The organism is Aquiflexum gelatinilyticum (genome assembly GCF_024813435.1).
Classification (GTDB): domain Bacteria; phylum Bacteroidota; class Bacteroidia; order Cytophagales; family Cyclobacteriaceae; genus Cognataquiflexum; species Cognataquiflexum gelatinilyticum.
In genome coordinates this window covers 117,184-135,811 of record NZ_JANAEZ010000005.1, presented here as the reverse complement: position 1 = coordinate 135,811, position 18,628 = coordinate 117,184, and the positions used below count along the sequence as shown (strand labels likewise).

Sequence of the window (18,628 nt, the reverse complement as noted above, 5' to 3'; positions counted from 1 at the left end):
TTTTGGGTAATTAATATTCTGAGGTCTACTCTTTGAATTTTACAGATTCGTCCAAAAAACTATCCTATAAATTCCAAAAACTATTTTCACATAGACCTATTTTCACTTGGAACCTGACAGTATTTCTTGTAATTCCGCCTTGAGAGAAATAAAATCTATTGGTTTGGTGAAGAATTCTTTTGCCCCCGAACTCATGGCTTTGTCGTGGTTTTCATTGTCGCCATAAGCCGAGATCATGCTGACCTGAATTTGAGGAAACTCGGATTTGACCTTTTCCAATAACTCTAATCCTGTCATTCCCGGCATGTTAATATCCGAAAAAATATACATAACCTCAGGTGGCTGATGACTACGCAAAACTTCCAATGCCTGACTTCCCGAGAAGGCAAATTCAAGCTCAATCAATCCTTCACGGACTTCCTTTCGGAGTTTCTGTCGGAACAACAATTCGACATCTCTTTCATCATCTACAATTAAAAATTTCATGGACATATTGGTTCTATTTTTTAAATTTTGGTTAATTGTTTACAAAATTTTTTTAAAAATGGAAGGGCCTGACTTTTTTAATCAACTTGAAGTTAATTCATTTTAATCAATTTCCATTTATCCATCTTTTATAACTATTAGCGACCAAATATTGAAATGAAATTTGGTATAAATAGTTTCAGATAAAATTTTCATTTAAAAGGAAAAATCTATTTCCTCTCACTTGAAAATTGCGATAACATAATTTAAAAAATACTAGAGGAATCTAATCCTATTTAGGACGAACGCAGGGATATATTGTCCCAATGTATAAAAAAAATTCCCGAGGTTTATCTCGGGATTAGGCATTAAAGTATTATATAAAAAAGCTTTTTTAAAAAGAAAGAGGTAAAAAAATTGAGGTAAAAAATGAATTCCTGTAAACCTCAAATAACAAAAAAATAATTTGGCTGCGCCTATTTCGAGGGTGGTCGAACCTCAAAACCCTGCGCTTCCAAAATATTTAACATATCATACCAATATCGCAAAAACACAATCTTACCATTCACTACCCTTCCGGCAGTATGGTAAGGAACAGGAATGGTTTTACCGGTTTTTTTGTCCTGAATAGTGTTGGTACCCCATGATAATACCCATTCACCCTCATTCCAATTGTTGGTGACTTTGACTGGCAAATAAAGTTCTCCTGAAAGGGTGTGTTTGTATTGACTGGTACTGTTGGTGTAATATTCTTTGTGCTGTGCTTTAGATAGGGAATCCAAACCGCCTCCCAAACCATAAACCATTGCCCCGGGTGCGAGTTGGGCATCCATCGTGGCAACATCTCCTGCTTGAAGAGCTTTCGTATATTTCTGTACGACCTCTAAGGCTTTTGCCGCGTTGGGAAATTCCAGAGTAGATGCGGGTTCCTGAGCATTTGAAATCAAAGGCATACACATTACAAGCAAAACCAAACCAATAGCTACTTTATAATTTTTCATACGATGTTTGTTTAGATTTAATGAAAGCAACCATTTTGATTACCGTAATGAAGTTTAGGATAATAAAAGATTAATAAAACCTATCAAGGACCAACGAGCGGTTCTATTGTCCCAACAGACAGGATTTTTTTTCTAATCAAAATTGAAATCTATAGTTCTTGATCCAAAAGACCGAAAATTCAAAAATACTATGATTAAATTATCTATTTAAAGATGAAAAAGCTAAATCACTGACTATGCCAAGACCGAACCAAAAAATCGGGATTCAGTAAATTTGGTTTATTATAAGGCAGTGAATTCATTTCCTTCATGGCAATTACCTCCCCTCCCATTGCTTTTACTATGGCATGCGCAGCAGCGGTGTCCCACTCCATCGTCGGACCAAAGCGTGGATAAAGTTGGGCTTTATTCTCAGCTACCAACATAAACTTTAAAGAAGAGCCCATACTGATAATTTCGGCTTTCGGATATTGGGAAATAAACTCAGCTGTCTCAGGATTCATATGAGATTTACTGGCAGCTATGGTCCTGATGTTGTGATCGGATACTTCAGTCAGCTTGAAAGGCTGCTCATTTCCCACCTGCTTCCAAGCTCCAACAGATTTACTTCCCCAATACATCCAATCCAAAACCGGGGCATAAACTACACCCATGACAGGAGTCCCTTTATGGATCAATGCGATATTGACAGTAAATTCTCCGTTTCTTTTGACAAATTCCTTGGTGCCGTCAAGCGGATCTACCAACCAAAAATAATCCCATTCTTTTCTGATTTCATAAGGAATATTGATGCCTTCTTCTGATAAAATTGGCAGTCCTGTTTTTTCCAAATGACCAAGGATTTCAAAGTGGGCTGACTGATCTGCCAAGGTAAGTGGGGAATTGTCGTCCTTAGAAACCAATCCAATCTCATCCGAAAAATAAACTTCCAGAATCTTATCTCCAGCTTTTAAGGCCGCTGTTTTTGCCAATTCTGTCAATGAAGAAATATCAATTGATTGCCTGTCCATCATTTATAAATGCAATCTATGTATCAAACCCATAGCTTTTGACTGAGGTTTTTATTTAATTTGAAATAACTATATCTCGCAATATTCTTAATCCAAGAAATTCAGCCATGAACACCAAATCTATCAAACTTTTCTTTTTCCTGTGTCTGATCACAAATATCCTTTTGATTTCCAATATTGCCTCAGCCCAGGTCTCGGCTGTAGAAAGCGCCTTTGAAACCGCCGAATCCAAAGGGTTTTCAGGTGTATTGTTATTGGCCGTAGATGGCAAAGTTGTTTTTGAAAAGGCGACGGGCTACCGTTCCTATGAACAGAAAATCCCTCTGTTGACAACAGATATATTTGAGATGGCCTCTGTTTCCAAGCAGTTTACCGCTATGATGGTCATGATGTGTCAGGAAAAAGGACTTCTTGAGTATTCCGACAATGCTGACAAATACCTTAATATTCCCTATAAGGGAATCACCATCAAGCAATTACTAACCCATACCAATGGACTTCCTGATTATCAGGCAGTCATGGACAAACATTGGGATAAAAATAAAGTGGCCGATAACCAAGCTATTTTGGAATATCTCCGCAAATACCATCCTCCAATGCTTGCTGAACCCGGAGAAAAATACGAGTACAGTAATACTGCATACGTTTTCCTTGCAAGCATAGTGGAAAAAGTAACAGGACGGGATTTTATCGACCTTTCTAGAGAATGGATCTTTAAGCCCTTAGGGATGAAAGACACAGACATCCGCACATTGGAAGAAAAAGCCAAGGTAAGCAACTTTGCCGCAGGCCATATCAAAAACAAAAATGGGGAATATGTCAATGCCAATAAATTCCATGATTCAGATTACACCGTATGGTTAGGTAACAGAAAAGGTCCGGGAAGGATCAGCAGCACTGCAGAGGATTTATTGATCTGGGATCAGGCATTATACAATGGCACACTGGTCAGTGAAAAAACATTGAAATCAGCATTCTCTCCCCAATCTCTGAACGATTGTACATTAAGTTACTATGGCTTTGGCTGGGACTTGGGCAAAGATGAACTTTTGGGAAAAATAGTTTCTCACACCGGTGATAATCCCGGATACAAAACGCTGATCATGCGGTTTATTGATCAAAACAAAACCCTGATTTTGTTAAATAACAATTACCATGAAGCCAACACCGAATTGGTAGAAAGTGCTGTGGCCGCATTAAAAGGATTTTGATAGGTAAGCATCATTTTTTATCACCTTCTCTAAAAAGAGGATTCAAGACAAATACCGGTATTTAGTTTTTCGGAATTGGATCAGAAAATCAAACTATTGAGGCCTTCACCAAATCAATCTATCCCCAGAATAAAGACACGGTTTTTTGTGTTTTCATACCGGATATTGATCTGAAGCGAAATCAGAATTCCGATTATTACCAAAAGAATTCCCCAAGACAATAAGCTAAATATCGGGTTAGCTGGTTTCCTGCCCTCTAGGAAGGTTATGGCAGATTTTGAGGAAAAGTGAGGTCATATTTGTTTTTTTAATTTTAGAAAAAACTATCATCATCCTATCTTTCCATCCCCATCAATATCTTTTCCACTCTGCTCTTCAAGGATCTTTAATGTGTTGATCAAAAGAGATTTGGTCTTTTGAAGTTCATATTCTAAATAAGCTACTCTCGCTTCCAAAGTATCTGCCCTGCCTTTTTGGTCTGAAATTTGGCTTTGCTGGATAAGGTTCCAAAATAGTCCCATGTGGTTTTATGGTTTAGGTGTTTTAAAGAGTCTAAGTTTTTTGATACGCGATTGAAATAGATCAGGTCGTTTGCTGAATTGATGCACGCAGATCGTTTTTGGAAATCGGAAGTTGGCGAATACGGATACCTGTAGCATCAAAGATGGCATTGGTCACAGCCGGGGCGATGACTGGAGTGCTTGGTTCTCCACCTCCTCCGGGAGGATTTCCGGAATTGATGATATGGGTTTCGATTTTTGGCGCTTCATTCATTCGGGTAACGGGATAATTATGGAAATTACTTTGTGCCACTGCACCGTTTTCGATAGTAATTTCTCCGGTCATGGCAGCAGCCAATCCGTAGATTATTCCACTTTCCATTTGGGCAATGAATCCATTTGGGTGAATGGCAAAACCCGGATCCACTGCACAGACCACACGATGAACTTTCACCTTTCCGTCTATTCCAACCTCCACTTCTGCTACCTCAGCCACAATGGAACCAAAAGACTGGGCAATGGCAATTCCCCTGCCCCAATTTGCAGGAAGAGGTGCACCCCAATTTGACTTTTCGTAAACCAAGTCCAAAACACGCTGAAACCTTGAATTATCCCTGGTTAGTTTTTTCCTAAATGCAAAAGGATCCTGTTTTGCCGCATGGGCCATTTCATCAATGAACGATTCGGTCAAAAAACCATGGGTAGAATGGTCTACACTTCGCCAGTTTCCCCAAGGCACATGGGAAGCAGGGCTGGAATACTGAATCAACTGATTGGGAATCGAATATGGAATATCCGCCGCCTCCGGAGGATGATGCTTGAAGATAAACTGATGCGCGTAAGCAGTGGGAAGTCCCAATTGATCCAAGCCTGCCTTCATTCTACTAATTGTCGCCTCCCGATAGACATCGTGCTGTGTATCTTCTTCTCTGGACCAGATTAATTTGACCGGGTATTCCACTTCCTTGGCGATCAGGATCGCCTGTTTCATCACATCTGTCTCGGAGCGTCTTCCAAATCCTCCGCCCAAGAGTTGGTTGTGGACTGTCACCTGATCGATATCTATGTCAAGGAGTTCTGCAGCTGCCGCTTTGACTCCAAGGGGATTTTGGCTTCCACACCATAGTTCACATTTTCCATCGTGCACCCATGCAGTGCAGTTCATGGGTTCCATCGTCGCGTGTGCCAAAAACGGAAGTTGGTATTCTGCCTCGACAAGGATAGCTGCCTGTTCCAATGCGGTTGTCGCGTCACCGTCTTTGAAGTGTGTATCCAGATTTCCATCTGCCAAATCGGTATCCTTGGCCTTTCGATAACGGTCGATGATATCATCCTGATTCAGGCCACTATTTTCTGTGGTTTCAAATTCTATCGGAAGTGCATCTAGTGCAGTTTTTGCATGCCAATAACCATCAGCGATGACAACCACTGCATCTCCCAAGTTTAAAATCTTTTTTACTCCCCGTTGGCTTGAGGAAACTGTGGTATCCACATATTTTACTTTACTTCCAAAAACCGGGGCTGCCTTGATCGTGGCGTATTTCATTCCGGGTACCTGCACATCCATTCCAAACTTTGCTTCTCCGGTCACCTTGGCCGGAATATCGAATCGTGGCTGGGAAGTACCCATGAGGTTAAACTCTTCTGGTGATTTTAGCTTTGGTTGGGTAGGTACATTGACCTTGGCTGCTGCAGGTGCGAGCTCCGCAAAAGTGGCACTGCGGTTGCTGCTAGTATGACTTATGATGCTGTTTTTGGCAGTAAGCTCCTCCACCGGAACCTTCCAGGTATCTGCAGCGGCCTGCATCAGCATGGATTTGGCTGCAGCTCCTGCGATTCGCATGGCTTGCTGACCGGTAAATCTCACCGAAGCACTTCCACCTGTAATCTGGAAATTCAGGGATTTGACGGCAGTGAGGAAAACCCCATCGATCGTTTCCTCTATAAACTTGGGGAAAGTTGCATTGCCTGCAACAAAACCTTTCAACAAGGTGAAATTGGCATATTCTTTATCAGCCGGAGCTTCCTGAAACTTCACTTTAGACCAATCAGCATCCATTTCATCAGCGAGCATCATCGCCAAGGCGGTATGCACACCCTGTCCCATTTCGGCATGTGGAATGATGGCCGTGACCGTATTATCCGGAGCGATTTTGAGCCAAACATTCATGACCGTTTCTCCTTCTGAAGCTATCAATCCGGCTACTTTGGAGGAGCGGTTTCCCGGTCGGATGGCTATTCCAATCACCAAGGTCCCTCCTGCCAAAACTCCAGCTCCTATAAATGCCCGTCTAGTCCATTTTTTCATAGCTATATTTTTTAGAGTGTGGAGGAGGATTGAAGAGCTGCTGAAGCGCGATGAATGGCTGACTTAATGCGTCCATACATGCCACAGCGGCAAATGTTCCCGGACATGGCTGCATCTATCTCCTCATCGCTTGGAGATGGATTCTCATTCAAAAGGGCTACAGCCGACATGATTTGTCCGGATTGGCAATACCCACATTGCGGCGTTTGCTCTTCAATCCAAGCTTCTTGAACGATATGAAGCGTATTTTTTTCAGGAGCGATCCCTTCAATGGTGGTGATGTTTTTTCCTTCTGCCGAAATCGCCGGTGTGACGCAAGAGCGAATAGGTTGGCCATCAAGATGAACCGTGCAGGCACCACATTGGGCAATGCCGCATCCAAACTTTGTACCTGTCAAACCGCACTGTTCGCGGATCACCCAAAGTAAAGGTATCCCTTCAGGAGCATCTACCTTGTATTCCTTTCCATTTATCGTCAAACTGGTCATGATTCAGGGTTTTGATTTTTTATCAATATCGGAATTTTATTAGAAAATAAAGGTCTTCAATGGTTTAGATGATATTCTCTGCAAGGTAGAGTTGGACTTTATTATTTTTGAATTCTATGACTTGAAAGTGCAATGAACCGGCTTGAAGGAAGTTTAAAAAGAAGTTCCTTGTATCCTTCATACGGTAAAATTTTCTGAACGGAATCGGAAGTGAAATTCAAAAAAACAAAAAAGCGCAGATGCATCTTTCGAAGAGGAGTTATTGCCAGATTCCTGCACGGCAGGTAGGTTTCGGAAGAGTAAGATCATTTTATTCGGCTAATTTTTGATCAATTAATTGGAGAATCTGAATGGAATTTTCTCTATACTCTCTTAAAATTCTAAGTCCGAACTTGGAAAAAATCATATAGTGCGCACATGCTCTGCGGTGTTTTTCGTTTTCAAAAATGTATAAAATAAATTCCTTATTATAAGTTTTCCTGCCAAAATTCGCATAGCTGATAAACCAGTCATATTGCTGGTATTCGGCCAATATGTTTTTGGAAAGGTCAATGAGTAAGGTTTGTGATTCGTCAACTTGAGGGAGATAGTTTGAATAAAACTGGGTGATGGCGTTGGAAAGCGAATCCTCTTTGAAGTTTTGAGCAGTATTGACAGTTTTCAATAATTGATAGCCTTTGTCCAAATATTGAAAGGGTTCAAGATTAGTAATGTCACTGACGCACTTATCACAAGCTGCATAATTGGATTCGTTAAGTGTATCATAATAGGTAACTGGAATAGTGCGCTCAATAATTTCAGTAATCCTGGCATTCTTTGCTTCCAAATCTTCTATGGAACGCCGCAAATTGAGTGTATCTGCCTGTAGGTCCTGCCTGATTTGAGTATATATTTTGAGGAGGTATTTGTTTTCTTTCCGATTTTCATTCCATGTATTGATTTGTAGGGCAATGAGAATACCGATAGTAACCAGGAAGATTTCGCCCAAAGCATAGACCAGGTATCGGGTAACCCGGTTTTGTTGAACGAGTTTTTGACGGATTTTTCGGAAGAAGGTGATCATTTTCAATGTTTTTCAGATTCAAGATAGCTAATGGTGATACTTAAATTTTCATTTAAACTTTTCATTTTATCCACCAACTGAAAAGAAAAAGAATTGATGGCTGCAACGAGGTTTTTATATTCCTGATCTTCTAAAATAGGGAGCAAGAATTCCAATTCAATTTCCTTTTTATTCAAAAACTGATTATAGACCACCATTGTATTGGTTTTGGTATAATATGGAGCTACTTGATTACTCCAAAGTCTCTCCATATTTGAGATGATGCTCACTATGGAATTGTATTCGTTCTGGACAGTCCGCAGCTGATGAATCAATTCTTCTTTTCCTTGAATACTTTTATCAGAACTGAGTTTACGTTCTAGAATGGGTAGATTAAGGGTAATTTGCGCAAAGCCTGTATATGAAAATACCATATGTGGCGCTAATCTCAAGGAATCTAAACTGATTTCTCCATCTATGAATTCTTGGGATAACCTCCGATTTTCTCGATTAAAGTGATAAGCTCGCTCCAGTTCCACCTTAGCTTCCTCCAATTCAGCTTTTAAATTCACAATTGTCTCACGGGAAACGGCAAGCTTTTTCCTGTTCTCATTCCAAGTATTAACCTGCAAGGCAATCAGGATTCCGATTACTACCAGAAGAATTTCTCCTACAGCATAAGCTAAATACCGGGTGACCCGATTTTCTTTGAGTAATTTTTGGCGGATTTTGCGGAAGAAGGAGATCATTGATCAAGATATTTTTGAATTCGGTTTGACAAAGTAATGTTCGTTTCCTTATAGGTTTTAAGATTGCTAAAAACCAATTCACTCTGATGGAGCAGATCTACCAGGAAGTTTAATACTTCAGGTTCTTCAATAAATTCATTAAAATCGGTTGTATAATAATCTCCAACATCCAACCGGAAATTGGGAATGGATTGATAATTGGCCCCTCGCTGAAGTTTATCCAATGGGTTAAATTGAGGCGTATCGTTAAAATCAAAGGCGCTGGCCTTTTGTTGGTAAATTTCTAAAGACCACTCTAAGAACTGTTTGGAATAGTAAGTGATAATTTCTTCTGAAAGTGTTTTGTCTTCAATTTCCTGCAACAGGCCACTTCCGTAAAGTGTCTGATAGTTGGTATTAAACTTTGAAAATTTTCGGAATTCAAAAGTGTTCAGAAAATATTGCCCTAGTTCTTGATTGGTATTGCTTTCCTTCCCTTGGTAATTTAAAAGAATTTGTTGAATACCATTAGTAATATCACCATAGTAAGCCTGCAGAAAATCAATTCGTGCAGCTTCCAAATTCAAGTCAGCTTGTATCCCAATCAAAAGCTGTTCTGTTGCTTTCTTTTCTTTGGCTTTTTCATTTAGAATATTTAATTGAAGGGCAATCAAAATACCGATGACAACCAAAAAAATTTCACCTGCAGCGTATTTAAGGTAATTGGCTGTTTTGTTTCCCTCGAGGAGTTTTTGGCGGATTTTGCGGAAGAAGGAGATCATTTGTTTTGTTTCGTTCTGTCAATAATTAAGTCCATTGTACTTACCACTTTTTGAACCTCCGACTGGGTATTTCCGCCAAGGTCTTGTTCTACAAACCCATATAAGATAGCCTGAAGAATTCGTTTCTTTCTTGCAATAAGATTCAAGTATTTGTTCAGTTGTTTTTGATCAAAATTCAGGACTGCATCAAAACGCTCCTCTTCATTATAGAGCTTAAAATTTTCAAGTGTGAAGGGAATCACATGTGCTGTAGTGAACTCCCTCATTTCCTTTTCTTCTTCCAAATAATCGACAAGAAGATCTTTCCAACCAATCAATGCATTTCGAAGGTCAACATCCTGGATGAGATCAATAGCACCGGAATTCACCAAAGACTCGATGCTACTATAGGAGGGGTCAAATGTATAGGATACTCTGGACCAAAGGGAATGGTATCTGAGCGAATCAATTGAGACGGACGTAAAGGGTTGGTTTTCAAGCATCCAATCGCAACTTTCCAAGGATTTACTATGGAGTGCCCTTAAACTCTCAAATTGGGCTTTATTGTCAGTAAACTCGTTATGAATTTGATTTAGAAAGGCAGCTTCCTTTTTTTTATCCTTTCTGGTTTCATTCCAGGTATTCACCTGAAGCGCCAAAAGAATCCCAACCATGACTAAGGCGATTTCTCCCAGTGCATATATCAGGTAGCGTGTGAACCTGTTTTCAGAGAGGAGTTTTTGTCGGATTTTTCTTAGAAATGAGATCATATCAAAAGTTAAGATTTTGTATTGGAATCAATTTCCTCATCGATGATTTGAAGGAGTTCATTGAAAAAAACCAACAAAGCTTTTTCATCATTTATCCCGTCAATTCTCCAAGAATCCACATTGCTTAAGATATCTTCAATAAGCCTATTCTCAAAAAACCAATGGTAATCGGAAATGTAAGATCCTTTAGGAAAATCTTTGTACTCACCATCTGCCAAGATTCGATTAGAGGAACTGATTTTACCATCAATGGCTGGCCAAAGCCTATTGATTATTAGGCTTTTAACTACATCAAATTCCTCCAATCCATCGACTACTTCGCCTTCAAAGGAAGTCAACATGGATTTTAATTTTTCATTTCGAATGTAATCCAAATTACCCGAGGAGATAATTGATTTGATATAACCGTTTCGGACTTCAAATGTGTACACCGTTTCGGAATTGAAAAGCAGGGTGTCCAGTCTAATGGTAGGGATATTGGATATATCTGTTCCAAAAAGAGTTAAAAGCTCGAAACTACAGGTATGAGCAAGCTCATGGTAGGAAATATTGGTTTCAAGATTTTGGATGTTCAAATGAGTTCAGTCCGAAGGTTTTGGAGTATGTTTTGTTCAGAGATACGGTTTTTGCGTTGTTCATTCCAATTATTCACTTGGAGTGCCAAAAGAATTCCGACCATGACTAAGGCGATTTCGCCAATGGCATAGATCAGATAGCGTGTCACCCGGTTTTCGGCGAGAAGTTTTTGGCGGATTTTCCGGAAAAAGGAGATCATAGGTCTTTTTTGATTTTCAGTTCAATTTTTTTTATGAGTCGTATTTCTTTTTAATCTCCTTGATCAGGTCTTCACTGAGTAGCAGCTGTGCCCTATATTCCTGAAGGGATCGTCCCATCATGGTCCGGACGGTGACTACCTTATTGATAAATAAATCCAAAATGTCTTGGTCCCGGATCTTGATGTAGGTCTCTTTGGTAATGGGTTTGTTGAACCGCAATTCACCTGTGACCTCAAAATTGATCAGTGTGGCTGCAATAGGGACCAATTCCCATTCTCCCTTTTCCACTAGTTCATCCCGGAAAATTGTTTTCTTCAACTGATTGTCATAGGCATTCATTTTATTTACCAGCCTCTGATCAAAATAGCGAAGGGTACCCGAGGATTTCATCTGGGAATAAGTACCATCTGTCGGGGAAAAAGGAAAGGTTGAGAAAACCATCGTCATACTTTTGTAAAAAGCCACCGTATCCCAATCCACACCGGGAGCACGAAGCATGCGGAGGAATTTATCCATGTTTTGGTCTTTCTCTTCCATAAACCGGATCCCTTCATCCAAGGCTTTTCTGTCCTGTTCCAGATCTTCCAACATGGATTGCGCGAGGACTTCGGCACTTTTGTTTTCAACATAAGCTTCCCTTTGGTTCTCTACAAAAAACCCAAGAGAAATAGCCAAAAACAGCATAAAGAACTCCTTGAAATAAGATGACCATTTTCTCTTTTTAGAGACGGTTAGCTCATTGGGATTGCGCTCTTCAATAGTCTGATCTTGGTTTACAGTCTGCTTTTCCATGATCAATTGAGTTTATATTCTTTTTGAATCAATTGTAATAATCGGGCCGCATCGGACTTTAAAGATTCTGCCCTAAGGCTATTACCCATAGTCATCTTGGATAGGTAATGAATTTGGAAAGCGATCTCATTGATGGTGGCAAAATCATCTGTGATCAATTGAGGATTGGTAGTTGGCAAAACTGATTTCATTTCTGAATCCATGGTAGCATTCATTTCCGTGGAGTGACAAACCCTCCCTCCCATTTCGCGGAAGGTGGTTTTGGTGCGGTTGTCATTTTCATACCATTCCTCCAAAACCTTTACCTTTTTTTCATAGGTTAGCAATTCATTGACGATGTTTCTTTTTTGAAGTAACCGAAGGTTTCCTGCATTTTTAAGTTGTTGTATTGTCCCATCGGAATAGATAAATGCCTGTTCATTGAATACCTGCCGGGCTAAAAAGTAAATCTGATTTCCCATTAAGCTCCTGTTATCAGATAACATCATATCTGCCAAGGAATCCATGAGTACACTTTTTTCTTTCCGGAAAGAGATGTACAGACTGAGATTTGTCGTGTCCGTTTTCAAGTCTTCAATCAAAGAGAGGATATATTCCTTTTCAATCTTATTGGCACTCAAAGACTCCCGATAATTTTCCGCCAGGAAACCACAGAATACAGCCAAAAACAGCATAAAGAATTCCTTCGCATAGGATCTCCAATTCTTTTTTTTCAGTGTATTGATCACCTCTTTATTGGAAAGGTCTTTCTCAATTTCGGGGACTTGGTTTTCTTCCATTTTCTACTCTAGGTTATATTCTTTGGTAAGCAAAGCAATCAGCTCAATTGCACTTTCATTGAGCCTTTTTAACTTAGCAGAGATGATGTAATCACTTCCTTTTAATTGGTGAGCCCAGTGGGCTAAGTTTTGCTGAAGTGATGGGTCATAGGAACGGAGCGGTGGATTGCCGGAAGTTCTACGGATACCGGTTTCTGTGACCATTTCGTTGAAAACAAAGGGGTCAAAAATCTGAATGATATAATTCAGTGCTTCGTAACGTTCTATTTTCTCGTCTTCGTAGTTTGTATCCAATTGATCTACCAATAACTGATAGGCCATAATGCTATCAGTCATCTGTTCATTTCGGATCAGTCGTATAGATCCTGAGTTTTTTAATTGAGAAAAGGTGCGGTCATTACTTCGAAAACTAAATCCTCTTACAAGTATTCTTCCAAAAAAATACAACTCATTTTCATGCCCTTTAATGGTTTGATTTTTTAATAGCAGCATAAGCGAGTCCATTTTGGACTTCTTTAATTCGCCTATTTCAAGAACTTGTCTAATTGAAGCAGTATCGGATTTTAAATCCTCAATATAGGATTGGATAAACTGTCTTTCCTGTTGCTTTTCTACCCTGCTTTCCCGATAGTTTTCGGCAAGAAATCCACAAAAAACCGCCAGAAAAAGCATAAAGAATTCCTTGATGTAAGTACTCCAGTTTCTCTTTTTCAAGGAGCTGATCACCTCTTTGTTGGAAAGGTCTTTCTCAGTTTTGGGGACTTGGTTTTCTTCCATCAGCTTAATTTTCAAGTGTGACAAACAACTGCGAATGAATCAGCCAAATCCCTGAGGCCTTCGTCCATTGGGCGGAGTACTTCCCTTCCACCACTGCCTCATCCGAACCTTCTACATATCCTTTCCACGTTCCCGTTTCCCATGCCAATAGGATTTTGGGATTGACCAGTACTTCATCCGGAGTCCTAATCCAATACATCCTCGGGCCTGATTGGGATTTGATGTAAGCTGATAGTGCTTCCTTACCTGCGATCAGTGTACCTGCTCCGGTGGTAACAAATGAATCTTCTGTGGAAAAAGTCGCATTCAACTCCTCGTCAAAAGCGCGAAGGGCCAGATTAGACGCTTCACGTTGCTCAAGAATCTGAGGTATCTCAGCCTCCTGAGCAAAAGAGAAAGCTCCCAATAAAATCCCTATCAGGGAAAGGATCGTTTTTTTCATAGTATTAATAATTCATCAGTTTAGCCCCTCACCTTCTTTTGGAGTAGGTGTAACTACCCCAACTTTTTTGGAATATTTCTCCCATTCAAGTAGAAGCTCTTGGTATTTTTCCGGATAGGATTCTTTCAGATCCTGCTGTTCGGATAGGTCAGTATCCAAATTGAACAGCCCAAAGTTCTTCAATTCCAATGGGCTTTTGGTATTTAAAATCTTCCAATCGCCTTTCCTAAGCATCGCATTGCCCCGGTGTTCCAGACCAAAAACATAATTGGAATCATGGACATGATCTTGTTTTCCCGTCAGTATTGGTGAAAGGGAGCTCCCTGCCAAGGGTTTTCTTGCTTTTCCTTGCCAGATTTCAGGGTAGGCTACTCCCGCTAATTCATAAAATGTCGGAGCGAGATCCATCACCGTGAGGAATGCAGGATTGATGCTTCCCTTGCCTTCTACTCCTTTGCCTGCAATGATCATTGGGGCAATCATTCCCCCTTCGGAGGTGAAGCCTTTAAAATAGAAAAAGGGAGCGGATCCTGCCTCTGCCCATTGCGGACCGTAAGAGATATAGGAGTTTTCCTTACCCATATCTTCAAATCCATCAGAATAATTTTCTTGTAGATAGGGACCGTAATAGTCATGATAATAGAAGTCTTCAGCAGCTGCACCATTATCGGACATAAAGACAATCAGTGTATTTTCATATTGCCCGATCTCTTTGAGATAGGCTATCAGTCTTCCGATGTTTTGATCCAAATTGTCTACCATGCCTGCATAGAGTTCCATCTTTCGGGCTTCCTTTTTTTGCTCTTCTGGAGAAAGAGAATCCCAAGGTCTTACCCTGGGATGAAGCGGTGGGAGTTCTGAGGTTGGGGATATCATTCCTGCTTTTTTGAGTGATTCCAGTCTCTCTTTGCGGAGGACTTCGTAACCGGCATCATATCTTCCCTCATATTTTTTCCAATAGGTTGAATCCACTTGCAATGGCCAATGCGGTGAAGTATAAGCGGCAAATGCGAAAAAAGGCTTTCCCTCGCCTTGGTTGGAACTGATATATTCGATCAGTTTGTCTGTATAAAAATCAGTGGAATATGCACCATCCGGCCAATTGGCGTCTTTTCCATTTTCGGTGTAGGTGGTGGTAGGTAAATCCGGAAATATACCCCTGTCGCTAAAGTGATTTGCCCCTCCCTCTTCTTGGATGACAAAGGATTTTTCAAAGCCTTTGTCAGCAGGATTTGCACCTTTTATTCCTCCCAAATGCCATTTCCCTGCCATATAAGTGTGGTAACCTACTGACCGAAGAAGTTCAGGGATTGGGATAATCCTGTCACTCAGCCGTCCCTCGTATCCTGGCACAGCCGTAACAAGGCCCTGAGAACCCATTCCCGCCACGTGGTTATAATTACCGGAAAGGAGCATTGCCCGGGTTACAGCGCATAATGGTCCGGTATGAAAACGGCTAAAGCGAACCCCTTCTATTGCCAATTGGTCCAAATTGGGGGTAGAAATATCCCCTCCAAACGAACCCATATCTGCATAGGCCAAGTCATCAGCGACGATTAAAAGGATATTAGGAGGCTTTGTCTGGGTAATTTCTTGTTGGCAAGAGAAAAGTGAACATCCAAAAAGTGTTAATAAAAGGTTTATCCTAAATTTATTTTTCATACTTGATTTAAAATTTTCAAACTTGGCAAAGGATTATGGTTAAAAGTCAACTTAACCAAAATTACCGAGATTTTAACCTGTTATTAATTTTGGCCTCATTGCCTACTGATCCTAATTCTTGTCCCTGAGATCAATTAAAAATTTAAATAAATAAAAGAATCCAATCTCAGGATCGAGGACGAAACGTATGAAATTCTTCCCCAATAGTAGGTTTTATTTCCCGAAGGAGGTTTTGCAAGAAAACGGAATTCAACTTGATCATCAAAATTTGAGTTGGTCGAATTTTGGACTTGTATGTATTTGATTTTGAAAATTAACTTCTCATTGGCAACAGAAAGGCTTTCTGAGTTGGGAAAAACTTGAAAATAGGGTCCTACTCCATCTAAAAAAACACAAAGTGGACGCATTATAGAAGGCAGGTTTGAATTTAATTAGCCATTCCAATGCAAAGCGGAGAGCGCCTTCGCGTTCCCCACTTCATATATAGACTGGCGTACCGTCATCTCGGGCCTTGCTGCATCAGTTGCAGGATACTGGGGAGGAGAGGGAGTTGTTGAAATTGTCGAGCTTCGTTGCGAGGTGGAGCATCTGGTCGCGGACCGGGCTTTTCATAGATAACGCACCTACCTGCGCAGGAGTGTAGGTATTGAGCAGCGCCTCAGCCGTGTTGAGTTCAGCTGAGACCGCAGATGGATTGGCACCGCTCAGCACATTCAGCTTCGCCGCCATGAAATGGTGAGCGAGTTGGTAGTAGGCATTCCTCGCGGGTGCCGTGTTGAACACTTGAAGCCAGGTCGAACCGCTGAGGTAGAACGGGGTACTCGCCCCGTTTGACAGTAGGGCCCACGTCTCATCATACAGGGCAGGACCGAGCTCTGAATGTGTCTTCCAGTATCCAGGACCAGGGTAGCATTCATAGGCAATTTGTATATTCCAAGAACCGGAGTTGTCTCCAAAAAAGGAATCATTGACATAGAAAACCACTTCTCCGCTTCCAGTCAACTGTGTGGGCCCTGTTCCCACAAACTGAAGGTCACCTCCACCAACACGCGCAACAAGGGAAACTACCGGAAAACCGTTAAAGGAACCCGCATCGGGACGCCCATTAGGGGTGGCCGGGTCACCAAGACCTGCAAAGTAAAATCCTACCTCTCCTGAAGCAGTGATAAGTGCAGGAACACTCTCGTTGAGTATAAATCCGGTGGCAAGCCCTTCAGACATTGTTCCTAAAATGGTATATTGGTCTATAACTTGAACTCTCACCGAATTCAGGTCGGTCAGGCTAGAACTTTCATCTTGGGCTGTAAAACCATTTTTTAGCAGGAGATTGTTTTCTAGATTTTGATTTGGTTGTGTGTCGGTCATGCTTTCCATTCCACAAGAACCTAGGATTAAAACAGCCAATAAAGGTAAAATGAGTTTTTTCATTGTTTTTAAATATGAAGGTTATAAATAATAAAATAGTCTTACAGTAGCGAAGACTATGGGAAAAGATATAAAAATCAATCATCTGAAATCATTGGTTTGGGATGAAATGATAGGATTTCTTCCCCAACATTAGGGTTTTATTTTCGGAGGGATTAAAAAGTAAAATCCTTTTGAATGGCCCGAATCTTAAACCCGATTTTTCAATAAATATTTGCCATTAAATTTCAGTTAATTACAAAAATTCCTGATAAAACATATTTCAGACCCTTCCTTACATTGTCCTATCCGCGGAGTTATTGAAGAACTTTTCTTGACAATATGATCATAACAGGGATAAATGATATCTACCCACTGATTGTGGAAATTAAGATGACCGAAACAGTAGTTAAACTAGTTAACTCAAACAAAGATGCTAGGACTCAAAGTTAAAAGTCACCTAAAAAATTTTTGATGGCTTAATTTTTGAAAAAATTCTGATTATACTAAAAAGCCCTAATAGCCCTTACCCGCTTTCTTTCATTCCTGAATTCAACACTCTCTTCACCATTGCTAAAATTAACATACCAGGCAGTTTCTTTTTTGGCACCATAAGTACTTGAACTCCAATAGTCTGAATCCCCAAAACCTCCAATTGCTTTTCTGTTGACATACAATTGTTTCAACTCCTCCAAACTTGGTAAAAACCAGTCTGAAAAGCCACCACCTTCATAATTCCAGGCAATTGACACAGCAATAGGTCTTTCTGCACAATTGCTCAGAACAACATTGGTGTTTTCAAAACCATAACCAATTCCGGTAAAATAGGCATATGAGCCACCCTCATTCCAACAATTGAAATCAAATTCAATCCCACTACTCTGATCCTCCATTGCCACAACCAAACCATGGACTACATTTGGATCAAAACCCCTGTCACCAGATTTTAGCAGGTAGACAATAATTCCTCCACCATATTCCTGACCGATAACATAATCCTTACAAACAGCTATCAGATTGTAATTCTCTGAAAATGAAATCGGTGATCCAAGCCCTTTTTGGACAATAGAAAATGTTACTTCATCACATTTTTCCCATCCCTTTTCGAGTGGTATGGAGAACGTGGCGGTATAGCCTGAAGGAACAGCTTTAAACTCCTTTTTCTTTCCATTGATCAGGATCGCAATGGAGGATTTTGCCTGTGAAGGCCCTGAGGTAATCTCATATTTAACCTTTACCACAAATTTATCTTCTGTATTGTAGGCCTTGTAGGAAACCTTTTTTGTGTTGATTCCTGAGCTTTGGCTTTTGGAATCTTTTATGGCAAAGTAATTTCCACTTCCTGGTTCTATGCAATCAGATTCACAATCCGAAGTGTATACTAACCTACCATTGATTGGATCATCTTCAGGTTCAAGTGCTAATCCGGAGAGGTCTTGAAATTCTTCCAATACTGCTAGAGGCTCTTCCACGGGAGCTAATTGCTCGCAGGAAAAAAGCAAACCAAATACAAACAAAACTACCCAGTAGCTTTGGATGCTGAACCGTTTTTGAGTTTCCATTTTTTTTGGGTTTGATTGTGAATAAATTTCTATAAAGCTACTTTCATTGGAAATAAACAAGAATGATTTTATGCAATCAAAATAGTGATTTCTATCATTAAATTATTGATATCCAATCTATTAAATGACATTAAATAGCTTATTTCACTC

At 40.3% G+C, this 18,628-nt stretch carries 20 protein-coding genes; 1 reads left to right on the top strand and 19 read right to left on the bottom strand.

Annotation, left to right across the window (positions count from 1 at the left end; all coding sequences use genetic code 11):
• Positions 1 to 102: 102 nt before the first annotated feature.
• The 3 genes from NK987_RS12725 to cysQ form a co-directional block, all read right to left on the bottom strand.
• Positions 103 to 486 (bottom strand): response regulator, encoded by a 384-nt coding sequence (locus NK987_RS12725; RefSeq protein ID WP_259264153.1) that lies wholly within the window; start codon positions 484 to 486, stop codon positions 103 to 105.
• 455 nt (positions 487 to 941) lie between these two features.
• The gene (locus NK987_RS12720; RefSeq protein ID WP_258423255.1) at positions 942 to 1,466 is read right to left on the bottom strand and encodes a nuclear transport factor 2 family protein; all 525 of its coding nucleotides are present in this window, start codon (positions 1,464 to 1,466) and stop codon (positions 942 to 944) included.
• A gap of 227 nt (positions 1,467 to 1,693) precedes the next feature.
• On the bottom strand, positions 1,694 to 2,479 hold the full coding sequence (cysQ, locus tag NK987_RS12715) for a 3'(2'),5'-bisphosphate nucleotidase CysQ (RefSeq protein WP_338021202.1): 786 nt from the start codon (positions 2,477 to 2,479) through the stop codon (positions 1,694 to 1,696).
• Between the two features lie 104 nt (positions 2,480 to 2,583).
• Between cysQ and NK987_RS12710 the strand changes: the two genes are divergently transcribed.
• Positions 2,584 to 3,687, top strand: a complete 1,104-nt coding sequence (locus NK987_RS12710) for a serine hydrolase domain-containing protein (protein ID WP_259264152.1) — start codon at positions 2,584 to 2,586, stop codon at positions 3,685 to 3,687.
• A gap of 329 nt (positions 3,688 to 4,016) precedes the next feature.
• Here the strand turns inward: NK987_RS12710 and NK987_RS12705 are convergent, their stop codons facing one another.
• The 16 genes from NK987_RS12705 to NK987_RS12630 form a co-directional block, all read right to left on the bottom strand.
• Positions 4,017 to 4,208: a hypothetical protein gene (locus NK987_RS12705; protein WP_258423257.1), complete on the bottom strand. Its 192-nt coding sequence runs from the start codon at positions 4,206 to 4,208 to the stop codon at positions 4,017 to 4,019.
• Positions 4,209 to 4,269: 61 nt separating this feature from the next.
• Positions 4,270 to 6,495 (bottom strand): xanthine dehydrogenase family protein molybdopterin-binding subunit, encoded by a 2,226-nt coding sequence (locus NK987_RS12700; RefSeq protein WP_259264151.1) that lies wholly within the window; start codon positions 6,493 to 6,495, stop codon positions 4,270 to 4,272.
• 11 nt (positions 6,496 to 6,506) lie between these two features.
• Positions 6,507 to 6,983, bottom strand: coding sequence for a (2Fe-2S)-binding protein (locus NK987_RS12695; RefSeq protein ID WP_259264150.1), 477 nt, complete (start codon positions 6,981 to 6,983; stop codon positions 6,507 to 6,509).
• A gap of 310 nt (positions 6,984 to 7,293) precedes the next feature.
• Positions 7,294 to 8,046 (bottom strand): DUF6090 family protein, encoded by a 753-nt coding sequence (locus tag NK987_RS12690; protein ID WP_259264149.1) that lies wholly within the window; start codon positions 8,044 to 8,046, stop codon positions 7,294 to 7,296.
• A 2-nt stretch (positions 8,047 to 8,048) separates the two neighbouring features.
• Complete coding sequence (locus NK987_RS12685) at positions 8,049 to 8,774, bottom strand: DUF6090 family protein (protein WP_259264148.1); 726 nt, start codon at positions 8,772 to 8,774, stop codon at positions 8,049 to 8,051.
• Positions 8,771 to 9,535 carry a hypothetical protein gene (locus NK987_RS12680; RefSeq protein WP_259264147.1) on the bottom strand — a complete coding sequence of 255 codons (765 nt, stop codon included), beginning with the start codon at positions 9,533 to 9,535 and terminating at the stop codon, positions 8,771 to 8,773. The genes NK987_RS12685 and NK987_RS12680 overlap by 4 nt, the downstream gene beginning before the upstream one ends.
• The gene (locus NK987_RS12675) at positions 9,532 to 10,284 is read right to left on the bottom strand and encodes a DUF6090 family protein (RefSeq protein WP_259264146.1); all 753 of its coding nucleotides are present in this window, start codon (positions 10,282 to 10,284) and stop codon (positions 9,532 to 9,534) included. The genes NK987_RS12680 and NK987_RS12675 overlap by 4 nt, the downstream gene beginning before the upstream one ends.
• Before the next feature lie 8 nt (positions 10,285 to 10,292).
• Positions 10,293 to 10,859: a hypothetical protein gene (locus NK987_RS12670; RefSeq protein ID WP_259264145.1), complete on the bottom strand. Its 567-nt coding sequence runs from the start codon at positions 10,857 to 10,859 to the stop codon at positions 10,293 to 10,295.
• Positions 10,856 to 11,059 carry a DUF6090 family protein gene (locus NK987_RS12665; RefSeq protein WP_259264144.1) on the bottom strand — a complete coding sequence of 68 codons (204 nt, stop codon included), beginning with the start codon at positions 11,057 to 11,059 and terminating at the stop codon, positions 10,856 to 10,858. The genes NK987_RS12670 and NK987_RS12665 overlap by 4 nt, the downstream gene beginning before the upstream one ends.
• Positions 11,060 to 11,090: 31 nt before the next feature.
• Positions 11,091 to 11,852: a hypothetical protein gene (locus tag NK987_RS12660; RefSeq protein ID WP_259264143.1), complete on the bottom strand. Its 762-nt coding sequence runs from the start codon at positions 11,850 to 11,852 to the stop codon at positions 11,091 to 11,093.
• 2 nt (positions 11,853 to 11,854) lie between these two features.
• A complete protein-coding gene (locus tag NK987_RS12655; RefSeq protein ID WP_259264142.1) occupies positions 11,855 to 12,631 on the bottom strand; it encodes a hypothetical protein in 777 nt (258 codons plus the stop codon).
• A gap of 3 nt (positions 12,632 to 12,634) precedes the next feature.
• Complete coding sequence (locus NK987_RS12650) at positions 12,635 to 13,408, bottom strand: hypothetical protein (RefSeq protein ID WP_259264141.1); 774 nt, start codon at positions 13,406 to 13,408, stop codon at positions 12,635 to 12,637.
• A gap of 4 nt (positions 13,409 to 13,412) precedes the next feature.
• Positions 13,413 to 13,850 (bottom strand): nuclear transport factor 2 family protein, encoded by a 438-nt coding sequence (locus NK987_RS12645; protein ID WP_259264140.1) that lies wholly within the window; start codon positions 13,848 to 13,850, stop codon positions 13,413 to 13,415.
• 15 nt (positions 13,851 to 13,865) lie between these two features.
• The gene (locus tag NK987_RS12640) at positions 13,866 to 15,512 is read right to left on the bottom strand and encodes an arylsulfatase (protein WP_259264139.1); all 1,647 of its coding nucleotides are present in this window, start codon (positions 15,510 to 15,512) and stop codon (positions 13,866 to 13,868) included.
• Between the two features lie 519 nt (positions 15,513 to 16,031).
• Complete coding sequence (locus tag NK987_RS12635; protein ID WP_259264138.1) at positions 16,032 to 16,940, bottom strand: hypothetical protein; 909 nt, start codon at positions 16,938 to 16,940, stop codon at positions 16,032 to 16,034.
• A 482-nt stretch (positions 16,941 to 17,422) separates the two neighbouring features.
• Positions 17,423 to 18,478 (bottom strand): Lcl C-terminal domain-containing protein, encoded by a 1,056-nt coding sequence (locus NK987_RS12630; RefSeq protein WP_259264137.1) that lies wholly within the window; start codon positions 18,476 to 18,478, stop codon positions 17,423 to 17,425.
• Positions 18,479 to 18,628 lie beyond the last annotated feature (150 nt).

Coding starts and splice junctions, on each gene's coding strand:
- NK987_RS12725 (WP_259264153.1), bottom strand. CDS start 486: ATGAAATTTTTAATTGTAGATGATGAAAGAGATGTCGAATTGTTGTTC.
- NK987_RS12720 (WP_258423255.1), bottom strand. CDS start 1,466: ATGAAAAATTATAAAGTAGCTATTGGTTTGGTTTTGCTTGTAATGTGT.
- cysQ (WP_338021202.1), bottom strand. CDS start 2,479: ATGATGGACAGGCAATCAATTGATATTTCTTCATTGACAGAATTGGCA.
- NK987_RS12710 (WP_259264152.1), top strand. CDS start 2,584: ATGAACACCAAATCTATCAAACTTTTCTTTTTCCTGTGTCTGATCACA.
- NK987_RS12705 (WP_258423257.1), bottom strand. CDS start 4,208: ATGGGACTATTTTGGAACCTTATCCAGCAAAGCCAAATTTCAGACCAA.
- NK987_RS12700 (WP_259264151.1), bottom strand. CDS start 6,495: ATGAAAAAATGGACTAGACGGGCATTTATAGGAGCTGGAGTTTTGGCA.
- NK987_RS12695 (WP_259264150.1), bottom strand. CDS start 6,983: ATGACCAGTTTGACGATAAATGGAAAGGAATACAAGGTAGATGCTCCT.
- NK987_RS12690 (WP_259264149.1), bottom strand. CDS start 8,046: ATGATCACCTTCTTCCGAAAAATCCGTCAAAAACTCGTTCAACAAAAC.
- NK987_RS12685 (WP_259264148.1), bottom strand. CDS start 8,774: ATGATCTCCTTCTTCCGCAAAATCCGCCAAAAATTACTCAAAGAAAAT.
- NK987_RS12680 (WP_259264147.1), bottom strand. CDS start 9,535: ATGATCTCCTTCTTCCGCAAAATCCGCCAAAAACTCCTCGAGGGAAAC.
- NK987_RS12675 (WP_259264146.1), bottom strand. CDS start 10,284: ATGATCTCATTTCTAAGAAAAATCCGACAAAAACTCCTCTCTGAAAAC.
- NK987_RS12665 (WP_259264144.1), bottom strand. CDS start 11,059: ATGATCTCCTTTTTCCGGAAAATCCGCCAAAAACTTCTCGCCGAAAAC.
- NK987_RS12660 (WP_259264143.1), bottom strand. CDS start 11,852: ATGGAAAAGCAGACTGTAAACCAAGATCAGACTATTGAAGAGCGCAAT.
- NK987_RS12655 (WP_259264142.1), bottom strand. CDS start 12,631: ATGGAAGAAAACCAAGTCCCCGAAATTGAGAAAGACCTTTCCAATAAA.
- NK987_RS12650 (WP_259264141.1), bottom strand. CDS start 13,408: ATGGAAGAAAACCAAGTCCCCAAAACTGAGAAAGACCTTTCCAACAAA.
- NK987_RS12645 (WP_259264140.1), bottom strand. CDS start 13,850: ATGAAAAAAACGATCCTTTCCCTGATAGGGATTTTATTGGGAGCTTTC.
- NK987_RS12640 (WP_259264139.1), bottom strand. CDS start 15,512: ATGAAAAATAAATTTAGGATAAACCTTTTATTAACACTTTTTGGATGT.
- NK987_RS12635 (WP_259264138.1), bottom strand. CDS start 16,940: ATGAAAAAACTCATTTTACCTTTATTGGCTGTTTTAATCCTAGGTTCT.
- NK987_RS12630 (WP_259264137.1), bottom strand. CDS start 18,478: ATGGAAACTCAAAAACGGTTCAGCATCCAAAGCTACTGGGTAGTTTTG.